At 71.8% G+C, this 15,188-nt stretch carries 14 protein-coding genes; 5 read left to right on the plus strand and 9 right to left on the minus strand.

The genetic code is table 11. The features are described 5' to 3' along the window. Nucleotides 1-284 precede the first annotated feature (284 nt). Nucleotides 285-821: an FHA domain-containing protein gene (locus HG543_RS19840; protein WP_169346378.1), complete on the plus strand. Its 537-nt coding sequence runs from the start codon at nt 285-287 to the stop codon at nt 819-821. 93 nt (nt 822-914) lie between these two features. Here HG543_RS19840 and HG543_RS19845 read toward each other — a convergent pair whose 3' ends face one another. The 4 genes from HG543_RS19845 to HG543_RS19860 all read right to left on the minus strand — a co-directional run bounded on the left by HG543_RS19845 (nt 915) and on the right by HG543_RS19860 (nt 5,825). Continuing rightward, a complete protein-coding gene (locus HG543_RS19845; protein ID WP_169346379.1) occupies nt 915-1,631 on the minus strand; it encodes a tetratricopeptide repeat protein in 717 nt (238 codons plus the stop codon). After that, nucleotides 1,600-3,075, minus strand: coding sequence for a serine/threonine-protein kinase (locus HG543_RS19850; protein ID WP_169346380.1), 1,476 nt, complete (start codon nt 3,073-3,075; stop codon nt 1,600-1,602). Before HG543_RS19850 ends, HG543_RS19845 begins: the two co-directional genes overlap by 32 nt. A gap of 327 nt (nt 3,076-3,402) precedes the next feature. After that, nucleotides 3,403-4,623, minus strand: coding sequence for a MopE-related protein (locus HG543_RS19855; RefSeq protein WP_169346381.1), 1,221 nt, complete (start codon nt 4,621-4,623; stop codon nt 3,403-3,405). 5 nt (nt 4,624-4,628) lie between these two features. Further along, nucleotides 4,629-5,825 (minus strand): PEGA domain-containing protein, encoded by a 1,197-nt coding sequence (locus tag HG543_RS19860; protein ID WP_169346382.1) that lies wholly within the window; start codon nt 5,823-5,825, stop codon nt 4,629-4,631. A gap of 196 nt (nt 5,826-6,021) precedes the next feature. On the opposite strand from HG543_RS19860, the gene HG543_RS19865 reads away from it, so the two are divergent. From HG543_RS19865 to HG543_RS19880, 4 genes are all read left to right on the plus strand, one after another. Continuing rightward, nucleotides 6,022-6,462: a host attachment protein gene (locus HG543_RS19865; RefSeq protein WP_169346383.1), complete on the plus strand. Its 441-nt coding sequence runs from the start codon at nt 6,022-6,024 to the stop codon at nt 6,460-6,462. A gap of 99 nt (nt 6,463-6,561) precedes the next feature. After that, entirely contained in the window at nt 6,562-8,457 is a 1,896-nt protein-coding gene (locus HG543_RS19870) for a methyl-accepting chemotaxis protein (protein ID WP_169346384.1), read from the plus strand. A 12-nt stretch (nt 8,458-8,469) separates the two neighbouring features. Beyond that, nucleotides 8,470-9,069 (plus strand): HAD family hydrolase, encoded by a 600-nt coding sequence (locus HG543_RS19875; RefSeq protein WP_169346385.1) that lies wholly within the window; start codon nt 8,470-8,472, stop codon nt 9,067-9,069. Further along, nucleotides 9,066-9,890, plus strand: coding sequence for a glycosyltransferase (locus tag HG543_RS19880; protein ID WP_169346386.1), 825 nt, complete (start codon nt 9,066-9,068; stop codon nt 9,888-9,890). Before HG543_RS19875 ends, HG543_RS19880 begins: the two co-directional genes overlap by 4 nt. A gap of 3 nt (nt 9,891-9,893) precedes the next feature. On the opposite strand, the gene HG543_RS19885 is transcribed toward HG543_RS19880, so the two are convergent. The 5 genes from HG543_RS19885 to HG543_RS19905 all read right to left on the minus strand — a co-directional run bounded on the left by HG543_RS19885 (nt 9,894) and on the right by HG543_RS19905 (nt 15,152). After that, nucleotides 9,894-10,541, minus strand: coding sequence for a glutathione S-transferase family protein (locus tag HG543_RS19885; RefSeq protein WP_169346387.1), 648 nt, complete (start codon nt 10,539-10,541; stop codon nt 9,894-9,896). Nucleotides 10,542-10,582: 41 nt separating this feature from the next. Beyond that, nucleotides 10,583-11,182: an adenylate/guanylate cyclase domain-containing protein gene (locus tag HG543_RS19890; protein WP_169346388.1), complete on the minus strand. Its 600-nt coding sequence runs from the start codon at nt 11,180-11,182 to the stop codon at nt 10,583-10,585. Nucleotides 11,183-11,558: 376 nt separating this feature from the next. After that, the gene (locus HG543_RS19895; RefSeq protein WP_169346389.1) at nt 11,559-12,383 is read right to left on the minus strand and encodes a hypothetical protein; all 825 of its coding nucleotides are present in this window, start codon (nt 12,381-12,383) and stop codon (nt 11,559-11,561) included. 13 nt (nt 12,384-12,396) lie between these two features. Beyond that, nucleotides 12,397-13,212 (minus strand): hypothetical protein, encoded by an 816-nt coding sequence (locus HG543_RS19900; RefSeq protein ID WP_169346390.1) that lies wholly within the window; start codon nt 13,210-13,212, stop codon nt 12,397-12,399. A gap of 74 nt (nt 13,213-13,286) precedes the next feature. Beyond that, a complete protein-coding gene (locus tag HG543_RS19905; protein ID WP_211194038.1) occupies nt 13,287-15,152 on the minus strand; it encodes a serine/threonine-protein kinase in 1,866 nt (621 codons plus the stop codon). Between the last annotated feature and the right edge of the window lie 36 nt (nt 15,153-15,188).

Here is a 15,188-nt window from a genome sequence, read left to right on the forward strand (position 1 = left end):
CGGTGGGGCCCGGGGAATCTTCACAGGCGGCCCACAGGGCCGCGCACAGCGCGAGGACGGACAGACGGCGCATCATGTTTCCAGGAGCCAGGGTGGCCATGTCTCGGGGGCCGCCAGCCGAGCGCCGCACGTGCCCCACGACAGCAGGTGGAAGGGGATGTACTACAGCCCTCGGCTCGCGCGCGAGAGGGGGCCGGGACGGCCTTCCGCTCAATCGTGGACACGAACACACCGCGCCGCGCCTTGCGCCCCCACCGGGGGGTGAGGGAGGTTATTGAGTACTCATGGCTCGCGCTCTGTTGCTCTCGCTCCTCGTGCGTCAGCACATGGCACTCAAGGAGAAGTTCCGTGCCAAGTACCCACACCCGTGGCTGGTGTGGGAGGCCGGGGCATGGAATGTCCCGGAGACGCTCGAGGGAAACGTGGCGGCCACGCGGCTGCCGCTGACGGATTTGAAGGACTGCCTGCCCGCCGGGGACGCCATGTGCTTCGAGCTGGTGGCCCTGGCCGAGCGGGGCCCCATCCGGCTGGGCCGCGCGCCGCAGAACGCCATGGTCATCAACGACGCCACGGTGTCTCGCGAGCAGCTGCTCTTCGCCCCCGCGCCGGACGGCGCGTGGCAGGTGACGCGCATGGCCGGCTCGCGCCCGGTGGCGCTGGAGGGCACGCCCATGGAGCCGGACCAGCCCGCCGTGCTGCGGCCGGGCGTCCAGCTCCATGTGGGCGACGTGCGCCTCACCTACCATGACGCGGAGGGCTTCAACGCCCGCATCGCCCGCATCGCCGAGCAGGTCCTGGCGCAGGCCAGCGCGTCGCGCTGAAGCCGCCGCGCCGGGCCGCCCGTGCGCGGAAGCCCGGCCACGCCGGGATGTTGCCGGGCCGGCGCGCCGCGCCGTGGGACGGGAAGCTCCCGCCTACCGGGCCGGGCCGAGCGTGCCCAGCGAGGTGGGCCGGGCATCCGGGCCGCTGGTGGCGACGATGACGCCGGTGGTGACGAGCGCCGCGGCGGCGCCCACGCCGGCCCACACCCACCACTTGCGCGTCCAGGGCGCGGAGACGGAGTTGCCCGCCAGGGCCTGGGGCGCGGGCTGGGTGAGCGCCTGGGCGGCGCGGGCCTCCAGCGCGCGCTGCTCGGCCTCCAGCTCCGCGCGACGGCGCGCCGCGGCCTCCGCCTCGGCCTTCGCCGCCTCGGCGCGGGCCCGCTGCACCTGCTTGTCCTGCTCGGCGCGCTCGCGCTCCAGCCGCCGCGCCTCCTGCTCGCGCGCCCGGGCCTCCATCTCCTGCACCAGCTCGCGCACCACCTGCGCCTGGGCCGAGTCCGGCATCAGCGCCAGGTAGCGCCGGTAGAAGAAGGCCGCGCGCGGGTATTGGCCGAGCTGCCGGTGGCACTGGGCCATGTTGAAGAGGAAGCCGGGCAGCGGCTTGAGGCGGTACGCCTCGCTGAAGGACTTGAGCGCCTTGTCGAAGTCGCCCACGTCGTAGGCCAGGTTGCCCTCCGCGAAGCGCGCGCGCGCCTGCGTCTCCGCGTCCGGCGACGCCTCCGCCCGCCCGGACACGGGGGCCAGGAGCAGCGCCCCCACCACGGCCAGCACCACCCCGCTACGGCGTGGCGAACGGGTCGATGACCGCATCACGTCCTCCCCCCTTGCGCGCCGCCGGCCGCGTTGAACCGGACACCTGCCGCGGCGCCGTCTGCGCCTTGGCGAGCGGCACCTCCAGCACCGCGTGCGTGTCCAGCTTCACCACCCGCTCCAGCGGCACATACCCCGCCAGCTCCACCCGCAAGCCGATGGGCTCGACCCCACCGGGCAGCTGCCTGATGAGCGGCGTGACGCCCAGCACCTCGCCCGTGTCCGCGCGCAGCACCTGCGCGCCCTCCGGGAACGAGCGCACCGTGAGGGTGACGGGCCCCCGGGGCGCGGACGGCGCCGCGGGCGCCAGGGCCACCGGCTCCGACGAGGCCGCGGGCGCGCGCTCCGGGCGCAGGCCGGCCCAGGCGAGCACGCCGGCCACCAGCGCCAGCGCCGCACCGCCCGCCGCCAGCGCCACGCGCGGGCGCCACGGCAGCGGCACCAGCATCCGCTTCGTGGGCCGCTCCGACAGGTCCACCACCGGGGCGGGCGCCTCCGGCACGCTGACGGGCGCGGGCAACAGCAACAACGCCGTCGTCACCTCCGCCAGCGACTGCGGCCGCGCCTCCGGCTCCTTCGCCAGGCAGCGCATGACCAGCGCATTCAGCTGCGGCGGCAGCGGCTCGCCCGAGGGAAGGAAGGGCGGCAGCGGCGGCGGCGGCTGGGTGATGATCTGCACCACGAGCTGCCCGAAGGCCGGGGCCTGGAAGGGCGGCCGTCCGGAGAGCAGCTCATACAGCATGTTGCCCACCGCGTAGATGTCCGCGCGGGCGTCCACCGGCAGCCCCGCGGCCTGCTCCGGGGCCATGTACGCGGGCGTGCCGATGATGGTGCCGTCCATCGTCCCCGTCGTATTGCCCTCGGACGTGAGCAGCTTCGCCACGCCGAAGTCGAGCACCTTCACGAAGTCCGGCTGGCCGGCGCGGTGGATGATGAAGAGGTTGTCCGGCTTGACGTCCCGGTGCACCACGCCCACCTGGTGCGCCGCCCCCAGCGCCGCGCACACCTGCACGGCGATGCGCTGGATGCGCGCCAGCGTCAGCTTCTCCTCCTGCGCCAGCGACGCGAGGCTCTGCCCCCGCAGCAGCTCCATGACGCAGTAGACGTGGCCGCCCTCGCCCTCGTCCACGAAGTCGAAGATTTCGACGATGTGCTCGTGGTTGATTTGATTGACGGTGCGCGCCTCCTGGAAGAAGCGCTGCACGAAGCCGCTGTCGCGCGCGTGCTCGGGCTTGAGCACCTTGAGCGCCACCTGGCGTCCCAGCCGCGCGTGGCGCGCCTGGAACACCTTGCCCATGGACCCCTCTCCGAGGAGCCGCTCGAGCTGGTAGTTCCCCAGCGTGGTGCCCACCCGCAGCTCCACGTCGGCACGCTGGACTACGCCACCCACGGCGCCTCCCGTGGTGGACAGCACCGTCTGTGCGAAGAGGTCATCGGAGCCCATGATGGGAAGAAATTTCCACGATCGGTTCCGACGGCAACCCTCTCATGCGTCTCTGTCTTCCCAGGGACGACGCGCTTGTCGGGCTGTGAGAATTCGCGAGCCCACCGGGTGGAAACTTCCACCCGGCCGCGCTCCCGGAGACAGTCCTCCCACCCGGCGGGGCCGTTCTCCAGTGGCCATGCCAGGGCCCCTCCCCTCCACCGGCGACTGACGACTTCCTGACGGTGGCGGGAGGGACTCACGACTGATGGGCTCAACGGGAGACGGGGTGGGAGAAGGGGCGCGCGGCGGCGACCTCCGGAGAGGACTCCACCGCGCGCCGGGCGATCACGGCGCCACGCACGCGCCGGTGCCGTTGCACGCTCCCGCCACCCGCTGGCCGTCCACCAGGCGGGAGCAGGCGGTGCCGCGCGAGCAGTCCTGCAGGTCCCCGCAGTCGACGGCGCTGTCGCCGTCGTTGTCGAGGCCGTCGTTGCAGGTCGTCTCGCGCCGGGTCGGGAGGGTGCCGGGGTCCATCTTCGAGGCCACCGGGCCCCCGCCGGGGACGCTGGCGCCGCAGACGCAGCCCATGCCGCACGACTCACCGATGCAGACCGGGTCCGTGCAGTCGGCCCCGCCGACGCCGTCGTTGTCGATGCCGTCGTCGCACGTGCCCTCGACGCAGCCGGTGCGCGCGCCCGAGGTCTTGCAGACGCGGCCCGGAGCGCACGTCTCCTGGAGGCAGTCGGGGTCCTGGCAGTCCGTGCCGCCGTTGCCGTCATTGTCGATGCCGTCGTCGCAGATGGTCTCCTTCGCCACGCCCGACAGGCACGTGCAGCCCGCGCCGCACGACTGGTTGTCGCAGTCGCGGTCGGCGCAGTCACGCGGGCCGTCGCCGTCCTCGTCGAGGCCACCACTGCACACCGTCTCGACCCGGCGGCCGCCACGGCACACGCAGCCCGTGCCGCACGACTGGTTCTCGCAGTCCTCGCGGTCCAGACAGTCCTGGGGCCCGTCGCCCTCGTCGTCGATGCCGTCGCCGCAGTTCAGCTCGGTGCGCCGCACGCACGTGCCATTCACGCAGTTCTGCAGGAAGGTGCAGACCACGCCGCAGCGGCCGCAGTTCTTGTTGTCCGTCTGGAAGTTGAAGTCCTCGTCCGCCTGGCCGTCGCAGTCCTCGTCCTGCCCGTTGCACACCTCGGTGCCGGGCAGCACCTGGTTGAGGCAGAGGACGGTGCCGCTGCGGCTGCACGCGGGCTGGCCGCTCTTGCAGGGACCCACGTCGCGGGTGCCCTCGGGGCCCGTGTAGCAGGAGCCCTCCTGCTCATCGACGGCGCCGTCGCAGTCGTCGTCCACGCCGTTGCACAGCTCGTCCGGGTCCGGCAGGCAGCAGTACTTCGGCCCGTTGTCGGGCAGCGCCGTGCACTTGTAGCTGTCGCCGCCACAGTCCGCGTCCGCCTCGCAGGTGTAGGGCACGTCGTTGGGGAAATCCACCTTGCAGCCCGCCGCGCCGGACAGCAGCAGCAGGGCGCAGAGCGCTCGCAGACAGGGATTCACGAAGGTCCTCATGGTTCTCAGAAGCTCCCGCCGACGACGAGTTGGAGCGCCGTGGAGGCGCCGCCGGTGCCGCCCGGCTGCACGGAGGTCTTGGGCTCGCTGCGCGTGGGCACCACCACCAGCCACGCCACGCTGCCCGCCGTCACCACGCCACCCCCGACGATGAGGGCCGTGGCGAGGTTCGCCTGCGACTGCGCGTCCAGCCGCTCCTTGCGCGTCAAATCGTAGATGCCGTCGCCGTTCGCGTCGCCGCCGCGCTTCTCCACGTCCTTGGCCCCCATCCCCACCACCACGCCCACGGCCACCGCGGCCAGGCCCGCCACCGCGGTGTAGAGCGCCGGGCGCTTGAAGATGGACGGCCCACCGGCGCCGCGCTTGGACAGGCCCCCCACCGCCTCGTCACCGGGGCCCTCCGGCGCCGGACCGGAAATCTCCAGCCGCACCTCCAGCGACTCCGTCTGACCGGGCTTGAGGTTCAGGGTGCGCGTGAAGGTGCTGTACTCGTCCGCGGACACCTCCAGCTGCGAGGTGCCCGGAGACAGACGCGCCTCCACGCTGCCCACGCCGAGGATGCGCTCGCCCACCTTCACCACCGCCTGCGGCACGTTGACCTCCACCTTCAGCAGGGCGCGCGGCCGGGCCAGGGCCATCACCCGGCTGGCCAGCTTCGCCTCGGCCTCCTTCAGGAAGGCGGCGTCGCGCGGGTTGCGCCCCGTCACCACGTCCTCCACCACCACGCGGCGGTCCCGGTCATACGTCCACAGCCGCAGCGTCCAGCCCGCGTCCTCCAGCGACAGGCGCGCGGAGGTGAGCAGGTCCGCGTCCAGCGCGTCCGCCGGCTCCGAAAGGCACGCCACCTCCGAGCAGCGCGTGGCCGCGGCGTAGCCCTGGGCCAGCCGCTCGCGCGTCTCCTGGATGTTGCTGCCCCAGGCCACCATGCCGGAGGACATGGCGCCGCGCGCCAGCGCCCGGAACCAGTTGGAGGACTGCTGCGCGCCGGCGCGCTCGGGCGTGTCCAGCCCCAGGAGCACGAAGCGCGGCTTCAGGTCGGTGGAGTCATTGTCTCGCAGGTCGAGCCCGACTCCGGGGCTCTCCTCCTGCGCGGGGGTATCCGTACTGAGGTCCAGGCCCAGGCCGCCTTCCTGGGCCCACGCGGGGTGGACCCACAGCGCGAGCGCCAGCAGGACAATGGGGGGAGCGGGGGGAATACGCATGACCCCATTTCTACTCCGCCGCTTTCCACAACGGAACGATGCTCGCCCGTCCGCCCTTCACGTCCAGCCGATTATTCCCGTCAAGCGGGTACGACATGGCCGCCTGCCCTGCGCGCGGCGGGGGCGTGGCTCGGTCCCGGAAGCTTGCCGGGGACCGGGCCGGTCCTCATTTCCCTTCCTAAAGGAGATGAACGACATGGCGGATGGAACGCTCTGGATTCTGGTGGGGAACGCGAGCCGTGCGCGCCTCTTCGCGACCGACGCGAAGGCGGAAGGGGACTGGCTGTTGGTGGAGGAGTTCCAGCACGACGAGAGCCGGGCCAAGGCCTTCGCGCTGCTCAACCAGCCGGACAACCCCAACGCGGGCACGCTCCATGGCCCGCCCGTGGAGAACGAACCCAATGGCCGCAAGGAACTGGAACACGACCGCTTCGCCCGCGAACTGTCCGAGTTCCTCGACAAGGGGCATGATCGCCACGCGTTCGACAAGCTCGTGATCGCCGCTCCTCCGGAATTCCTCGGCAGGTTGAGGCGGGTCCTCAGCACCCGGGTGAAGCAGCGGGTCCTTTTGGACGTCGACGCGGACTACTCGAACCTGCCGGCGAGGGAGCTACCGAACCGCGTGCCCGTCCTCTGAGCAGGCAGGCGCGAGGGGTGCCCTGGAAGGCTGGGGCTCTGGTATACGCGAGGGGCCACCGACTCGGCGGGGCCCCCCGCCCTCCGAGCCCTGAGAGACATGCACCTTCCCCTCATCGGCTCCCTCACGCTGCGCGGGCGTCTGACCCTGTACGTCACCCTTCTCTGCGTCATCCCCCTGCTGGCGCTCAACGTGCTCCAGACGCGCGGCGCGCGCCGCATGGTGGAGGAGCAGATACGCGCGTCGCTGCTGCGGGAAGCCGAGGGCGTGAAGGACCTCATGGAGGCCACGCTCGCCGAGCGCGAGGCGAGCCTGCGCAGCTGGGCGGAGGACGTCGTGGTGCGCTCCGCGCTGCGCACGGGCAACACCCAGCCGGCGGACGCGCTGCTGGCGCTCCTGCAGCGCCGCTACCTCACCCTCAACGGCATCGTCCTCTTCAACGACGAGGGCCACGCGATTTCCGCCAGCACCCCGGCGCTGCGCGACGCGTACGCGGGCATGCACGACGTGCGGGAGACGGCGTGGTTCCGCGAGGCCCAGCAGGGCCGCACCACCGGCGAGGGCGTCACCGCCGAGGACCCCGTCTTCGGCGTGCGCGTGCTGTCCCTGGCGGTGCCGGTGGTGGACCCGGCCACGGACACGCGCCTGGGCGTGCTGCTGGCCGCCTTCGACTGGGCGCAGGTGGACGGGCTGGTGCAGCCCGCGCTGGCCCGCGCCCGCCAGCGCTCGCTGGACAGCTTCGCCCTCGCGCTGCGGCGCGCGGACGGCGCGGTGCTCTTCGACACCCGCGGGAAGGACGCCGGCGGTGACGGGGAGCTGCTGGCGGTGGAGGCCGTCAACGGCACGGCCGTGAAGGACGTGGGGGACGGCTGGCGCTTCGTGGCGCTGGTGGACCCGGACGAAGCCTACGCCCCGGTGGACGGCCTGCGCACCGTGGCCATGCTGATGGCCCTGGGCTTCGGGGTGCTGGCGGTGGCCGGCGCGTGGCTGTTGGCGCGCGGCATCACCCGCCCCGTGCTGGCCCTGCGCGCGGCGGTGACGCGCATCGTCCGCGAGGGCGACCTCACCCGCGACATCGACGTGAAGGCCGGCGACGACGAGGTGGGCGAGCTGGCCGGGGCCTTCGGCCAGCTCGTGAAGCAGCTGCGCGAGTCGGTGCGCAGCATGCAGAGCGGCACCCGCGTGCTCAGCGAGACGGTGGCGGAATTGCAGCGCGCCTCCGAGCAGCAGGAGCGCAACGTGGCCCGCCAGGCCACCGCCCTGCAGGAGACGCAGGTGACGGCGCAGGAAATCAAGCAGACGTCGCTCCTGGCCTCGGAGAAGGCCGAGGACGTGCTCGGCCGCGCCTCGCGCGCCGAGGAGGTGGGCCGCGAGGGCGAGGAGGACATCCGCGACAGCCTCGGCGGCTTCCAGTCCCTGCTGGAGCAGTCCAAGCAGATGACCGAGCGCATCTCCCAGCTCAACGAGCGCACGCGTCAGATTGGCGGCATCACCGGCACGGTGAAGGACCTGGCGGACCAGTCCAACATGCTGGCCCTCAACGCGGCCATCGAAGCGGCGCGCTCGGGCGAGCACGGCAAGGGCTTTGGCGTGGTGGCGCGCGAGATCCGCAACCTCGCGGACCAGTCCATCCAGGCCACCGAGCGGGTGCGCGACATCCTCAATGATCTGGGCGGCTCCATCCTCTCCACCGCGAAGATGACGGAGGCGGGCCACGCGCGCGTGGAGGCGGGCGTGGAGCAGGTGCGCAGCAGCGGCGAGCGGCTGAAGGAGCTGGCCACCATCATCCAGGACAACGCGGCGGCGGTGAGGCAGATTGCCGGCGCGGTGAGCCAGCAGAACGCGGGCATCGCGCAAATCTTCACAGCGGTGACGGACCTGTCGTCCATGATGAGCGACACCCAGCAGAGTCTGGCGGCCACCACCCGGGCGGCGAAGCTGCTGCAGGAGGTGTCCGGGCAGATGCAGGACGTGGCTCGCGCCTACCGCACCTGACAAGGAGGACGCATGGCGTTGGTGAAGGCGGTGCTGTTGGACCTGGGCAACGTCCTCGTCTTCCATGACAACGCCCGGCTCTTCACCCTGCTGGGCGCGCGCGCGGGGCTGACGGGCCCGGAGGTGGGCCAGCGGCTCACCGGCGCGGGCTGGACGGCCGCCAACCGGGGCCTCCTGGACGCGGAGGCCATCCGCCAGGACGTGTGCCGCGGGCTGGGCGTGGACATCCCCATGGCGGAGTTCGCGCCTCTGTGGAGCAGCCACTTCACCCTGCACCACGAGGTGCTGCCGCGCGTGGAGGGGCTGGTGGGCCGGGTGAAGCTGGGGCTCGTGTCCAACACCAACGCGCTCCATGTCGCGTACCTGCGGCCGCTCCTGCCGGTGCTCCAGCGCTTCGACGCGGTGGTGATGAGCTGCGAGGTGGGCCACGTGAAGCCGGAGCCGGACATCTTCCGGCTCGCGCTGGAGCGCGTGGGCTGCGCCCCCGGCGAGGCCGCCTTCTTCGATGACCTGGGGGAGTTCGTGGACGCGGCCAACGCGCTGGGCATGCACGGGCGCCTGTTCACCACCGCGGACGCCTTCGACGCGCAGCTGAAGGAGCTGGGGCTGTGAGGCTGGGCGGCTACGTCCTGCACCGCGACAACCGGGACACGCTGGAGCCGTGCCTGCGGGGGCTGCTCGCCCTCTGCGACGAGGTGGTGGCGCTGGACACGGGTGCCACGGACGGCTCGGTGGAGCTGGCGCGCTCGCTCGGGGCGCGCTCGGTGCCCCATGCATGGCGGGGCTACGGGGCGGCGCGCGACGCGGCGGTGAAGGCGCTGGGCCCGTGCGACTACGTCTTCTACCTGGACTCGGACGAGCACCTGGAGCCCGGCGCGGTGGAGACGCTGCGCGCGTGGAAGGCGTCCAGCCCCACCGAGGCCGTGTACCGCCTGCCCCGGCGGGACTGGGCGGAGCTGGACGGCCGCCGCTTCCTCTTCCGCACGCAGTGGCGCGCGCGGCTCGTGCGCCGGGAGCGGGCCGTGTGGAAGCCGGAGCAGATTGTCCACGAGGCGCTCCCGAAGATGGCGGGCGGGCGCGTGCACGCGCCCATCGAGCACCGCTTCACCACCTCGGTGGCGCGCCGCTCGGCGAAGGAGGACCGCTACGCGCTGCTGTGGGCGCTGCGGGCGCACGCGGAGGGGCGGCGCCTGAAGCCCGTGGGCGTGCAGCGCGTGGCATCGTGGATGCGCGACTGCGTGCTGAAGGGCGCGCTGTGGCGCGGCGGTGGGGACGCGTCGCGCCTGGCGTGGGCCGTGGCCGGCTACCACTCCGCGAAGTACGCGTACCTCCGCGAGCTGCGCCAGGGCCGCTACCCGGAGCTGGCGCGGGCCTACGCGGAGGGCCGCTACGACGAGGTCTTCACCCGCGTGCGCGAGGGCGCGCTGGGCTGAAGCTCACTCGTACTTCGCCACCTTCTTCTCGTGCTTCGCCGCCTCGGCCCACTTCTGGAAGGCCGGCAGGGCGAGCACCGCGTCGCGGTACGCGGAGCACACCGCGTCCAGCTCCACGCCGTAGGTGACGAAGCGGGTGACGACGGGCGCGTAGAAGGCGTCGGCGATGGTGAAGTGGCCGAAGAGGAACGGGCCGCCCTGGCCGAAGCGGGCGCGGCAGTCATTCCACAGCGCGGTGATGCGGGCGATGTCCTCCGCCACGCCGGCCGCGCGGCCCTGGCCCGGCTTGCGGGCGTGGATGTTCATCGACATGTGCTGCCGCAGCGCCGCGAAGCTGGAGTGCATCTCCGCGGTGACGGAGCGCGCCACCGCGCGAGCCGCCTTGTCCTCGGGCCACAGCCGCGCCTCGGGGAAGGTCTCCGCGAGGTACTCGCAGATGGCCAGCGAGTCCCAGATGGACAGCTCTCCGTGCTTCAGCAACGGCACGCGCGCGCTGGGCGAGTGCTGGAGGATCTTCTGTGTCGTATCCGGCTCCCCCAGCTGAATCACCACCTCCTGGAAGGGCTGGCCGGTGTGGGCCAGCGCCAGGTAGGGGCGGAGGGACCAGGACGAATAGTTCTTCGTACCGACGACGAGCGTGAGAGGGGCCATGGCGCGGCACCCTATAACGCCCCGTGCCCGGCCGGACCGATTCAGTTCGCCGGACCGCGACGACCCAACAACCGGCGCATCCGCGACAGCCACGGCACGCGGTTGCCACGCTCCTCCGGGTCGATGCGGTAGACGGCCACCGGCAGCCGGATGTTCTTCATGTCCCCGCGCCCCAGCTTCACCGGCGGCCGGGCCAGGCTGTTCTCCACCTGCCGCGCCACCGTCTCGCTGACGTAGAGCGTGCCGGGCCGCGCCAGCGCCTCGATGCGGGCCGCGAGGTTGACGCCCTCGCCGAACACGTCCCCGTCGCGGTGCACCACCATGCCCAGGTGCACGCCCACGCGCAGCACCGCGCGGCGCTCGGCGGCCACCACCTCGTTGCGCGTCTCCAGCGTGCGCTGCAGCTCCAGCCCGAAGCCCACCGCGGACGGGCCGTTCTCGAACTCCAGCAGGAAGCCGTCCTCCAGCCGCTTCACCTCGCGCCCGCCGTGACGCGGCAAGAGCTCCCGCACCAGCAGGGCGTGCTCCTCACGCAATAGCTGTTGAAGCGCGTCATCGCGCCATGGATGCCGGCCAGGCCCCTCGATGCCCGTGAACAGGATGGCCGACAGCTTTCTGGGTTCCGGTGCCTCCACCACCATCGCTTCAGCTCCCCTCTCCCCCCGGCACAGACAGTCCGCAACTGTACTGCAAGACGGGGTCGCCGGTCCCAGCCGGGCCCCCCGTCCCGGCTGGGACCGGTCCCCGGACGACCCTTCGCCGGCTCTGGCGCGGCCGTACAACGGGCATGTCCACCCACATGGCGCGGCTCCGGCTCAGAGGGCCACCGCCCCCTGTTTCCAGCTCCGCCCTGAAGCGCCTTGTGGTGGACATCGAGAAATCCATCCTGTTCGGTGCTATCAGGGTAGGTCATCTCTAACGCAATGCACCAACCTCCTGAGGATTCCCCGCATGGGGTGTCCATGGACGAACTCAGGAGGTCGGGTGGGGTCCACGCCCGAACAGAGGGCGTGACGACTACAAGTCGTCGCAGGGCGTGCCGAGCCGCGCGCCGGTGTAGACGCCCAGCTCGTTGTAGATGAGCTGGAGGTTCTGCTCGACGGGCACGGAGCGCAGCTCCATGCGGCGCTTGCGCACAATCCAGAGCGAGGGCTGCTCGCGGTCCAGCACGAGCTGCAAATCCCCCTGCTTCGTGGAGAAGATTTCACCCTTCGAGTCGGCGACGACGTTGAGCATCTGCTGCGGCTTCAGCCGGCCGCGGGGCCCGATGAAGATGCGGTAGCCCTTCTGTCCGGACGCCGCCGTGTTGCGCTCCACCAGGTAGTACTGGCCCTTGGTGTCACGCAGCAGGGCATGGGGCTCGAACTTCTGGGGGCTCACGCCGTACGTGGCCTTCAGCAGCAGGTCCCTCGCCTTGCCGGGCTCCACCAGCGTGAGGGACGTGGTGCGCGTGCCGCAGGTGACGGCGCAGGTGTTCGCCTTCAGGTCGGCCTTCACGTACGAGTACGGACGCAGGTCGAGCCCGCTGTTGTTGACGTTGGAGTTCGCCTCGGGGTTCGAGAAGCGCGGGTCGAGGAACGCCCCCGGGGGGATATAGAAGTGGTTGGGCGCCAGCGGGACCTGGGTGAAGCGCTTGCCGTCACCGTAGAAGACCTGGACCTGGCCCCTGCCGGGGATGGACGTCGCCGTGACGTAGTGGCCCCGGCCGTCGGTGCACACCGCGGTGCGCTCCAGCGTCATGCGCTGGCCCAGGTTCTTGCCCTCGCCCCAGGGGGGCTCGACGGCGACGGAGGGACCGGACGCGAGGAGGACCGCGAACGCGAGGAATCGTGAGGAGGACATGCGCGGGCTCCGATTAGAGGTTGTCCATGAAGAACTGCTGGTACTGCTCGGAGTTCGGGCCGCTCGTGCCGGGGGCGATGCTCCAGACCACGGTGTCCGCCTCGACGCGGCCGGAGAAGCTGTCGCCCGCGCGGCAGTCCACGCGCTTGACCTGCGCCTGGACGGTGCGCCGGGCCTCCGCGGACTCCTCGCACAGGTACTTCAGCGCCTCGATCGGGCCGGAGCAGTAGCTGCCGATGGCCTCTCCGTCGTCGAGCATCTTCTCGGGGACGTGCTCCCAGGAGATGGCCACCGCCACGGACGAGCCGCAGGCGGCGTTCATCGCCTGGGCCGCCTCGGTGACCTGCCGCTCGTGGTCCTTCGCCCAGAACTTCTTGTCGAAGGCCTCGCCCTTCGCGAGCGTGCCATCCGCCAGCTGGCGCAGGTACAGCTCCTGGACCTCCTCGGCGTCGAGCGCGCGGGTGCGCTCCGTGTCGACCTTCAAGTAGACGACGCCGTCCTCGAGCATCCGCGTCGCCAGGAACTCGCCCGTCCTCCTTCCGGCGTGCTTGCGCTCGAGGAAGAAGCGAATGTTCCGGCCACGCCAGCGCGCCCAGTACTCCGTGCCGTCCTCGGAGGCGGTGTGGAGCAGGACCTTCCCATCGTGGTCATCGCCCGGGATGTTGTACTGGATGAGGAACTTCCGGTCCTCCAGGGGCAGCAGCGGGACGACGCTCACCGTCTCGTCGGCGGGCCCCGAATAGACGGTCCCCTTGCCCACGGGGCCGGAGCCGGGGCTGTCGGGGCGGGCGCTCCGGGCACAGCCCATCGCGACGAACAAGACACTCATGGCCAGCAGGGTTCTCAAGCACTTCACCTCGGTGTGGAGGCTCCGGGCCGGTCCGCGCGTACGGCGGGCACGGCTCAGAGCGCGATGTCGTACTGCTTGCAGTAACGACGCACGCGGGTGCGTTCCCATGCGGGGACGCGCTCCCAGACGGTGCGGGCGTTCGACAAATCTCGTTGGAGGCAGTGCGCCCGGACGAGCAGCGAGAAGGACGAACCGGTGACCTGGACGCGCTGGCTGCGGCGGGCGAGGTGCAGCGCCTCCGCCGCGTCGCCCCGCGCCAGGGCCTTCTCGCCTTCCTTCAAGTCTTGCAGCGCCGCCTCGGCGATGGGCGTGCCCTGCGCGGGCGGGCGCGCGTCCGGGGTGGGCTTGCGCGCGGCCTTCGCCTCCGACGGCATGGAGACCACTCCCGGCGAATCCGCATCCTCGTCCACCGGGGGCCGCGGCTCCGTCCCACCGTCCGTCGGGGACTGCGCCAGGGCCGTGCCGTCCTCCGCCGGACGCGGTGCTTCCACCCCGGTGTCCGGGAGCTGCGCGGGAACGGCGGTCGGCTGGGAAGGCGCGGCCCGCGGAGGAACAGCGTCCCGCGGAGCCGCCCCACCCTGCTCCCGCGCGACGGGCGCCGGTGCGCTCCCCACGGGGAGCAGGCCCACCGCCGTGCCCACCGCGCCCACGACGAGCAGCGCCGCCGCGGCCGCCAGCCATCGCTTCCGCGAGCGCCCCTTCGCCAGGAACGGCGCGGGCCCCTGGGCCACCCCGACATCCGGACGCAGCGACTGCGTCGACGGGCCGGCCACGGGCGCGTCGGAGGCCACCGGAGACGGCGGGGCACTCTCCCCCAGGGGCGCCCCCACGGTCATCGTCGAGACCTCGTGGAGCGGCACGTTGACGACGGGGCGCTTCGACGAGGCCGCCGGAGACTGGCTGGCCGGGCGCCTGCCGTCCACCGTCGGGCGCTGCGAGGCCGGTGACTCGTCGGAGGCCGGGCGCTTCTTCATGCCCAGCGTCTCCACCTGGGACGGGCGGACCGCGAGCGCGGGCACCGGCACGTCCTCGGCGGAGAGCGACTGGAGCGGGCTGCCCGTCAGGTCCTCCACGAAGGAGCCCACGTCCGGGTAGCGATTCTCCGGGCGCTTCTCCAGGGCCCGGTAGATGGCCGCCACCACGTTCTCGGGGACGCCGCTGACGAGCGACGTCAGCGGCTCCGGCGGGTCATAGACGATGCGGTAGATGAGCTCCGGCAGCGGGCCGTCCTTGAACGGCAGCCGGCGGGCCAGCATCTCGTAGACCATGCACCCGAACGAGAAGATGTCCGTCCGGGGGTCCACCTCCTGGTTCTTCCCCTGGGCCTGCTCGGGCGCCATGTACTGCGGCGTGCCCAACAGGATGCCGCCCTGGGTATGCACGCTCTGCGAGTCGATGATTTTCGAGATGCCGAAGTCGAGCAGCTTCACGTGCTCCATCACCACGCCGCCCACCTCGGTGGGGGAGAGGAACACGTTGCCGGGCTTGAGGTCGCGGTGGACGATGCCCGCGCGGTGCGCCGCCTGGAGCGCCGAGCCCATCTGCCGGGAGACGTTGAACACCTCCTCCAGCGTGAGCGTCCCCCGCCGCAGCCGCCGCGACAGCGGCTGCCCGCGCAGGCACTCCATCACCAGGAAGGGCGAGCCATCCTCCAGGGTGTTGAAGTCCAGCACCTCGACGATGTTCGGGTGCCCCAGCCGGGACGCGATTTCCGCCTCGCGGCGGAAGCGCACGTAGACCTCCGGCCCCAGCCCCCCATCGTTGCGCAGCACCTTGATGGCCACCTGCTTGCCCGGAAGCCGCAAGTGATTGGCCAGGAAGACCGTGCCCATGCCGCCACGGCCCAGCACGCCGGCAATCTCATAGGTTTCCCGGAGGACGGTGCCCAGCGGGAGGTCTTTGGAGGTGGTCGAACCCATGGAGCGTCGGCGTAGTCTCGAAAACCGATACTATCC

The sequence above is a fragment of the Pyxidicoccus fallax genome, assembly GCF_012933655.1.
Taxonomy (GTDB): Bacteria; Myxococcota; Myxococcia; order Myxococcales; family Myxococcaceae; genus Myxococcus; species Myxococcus fallax.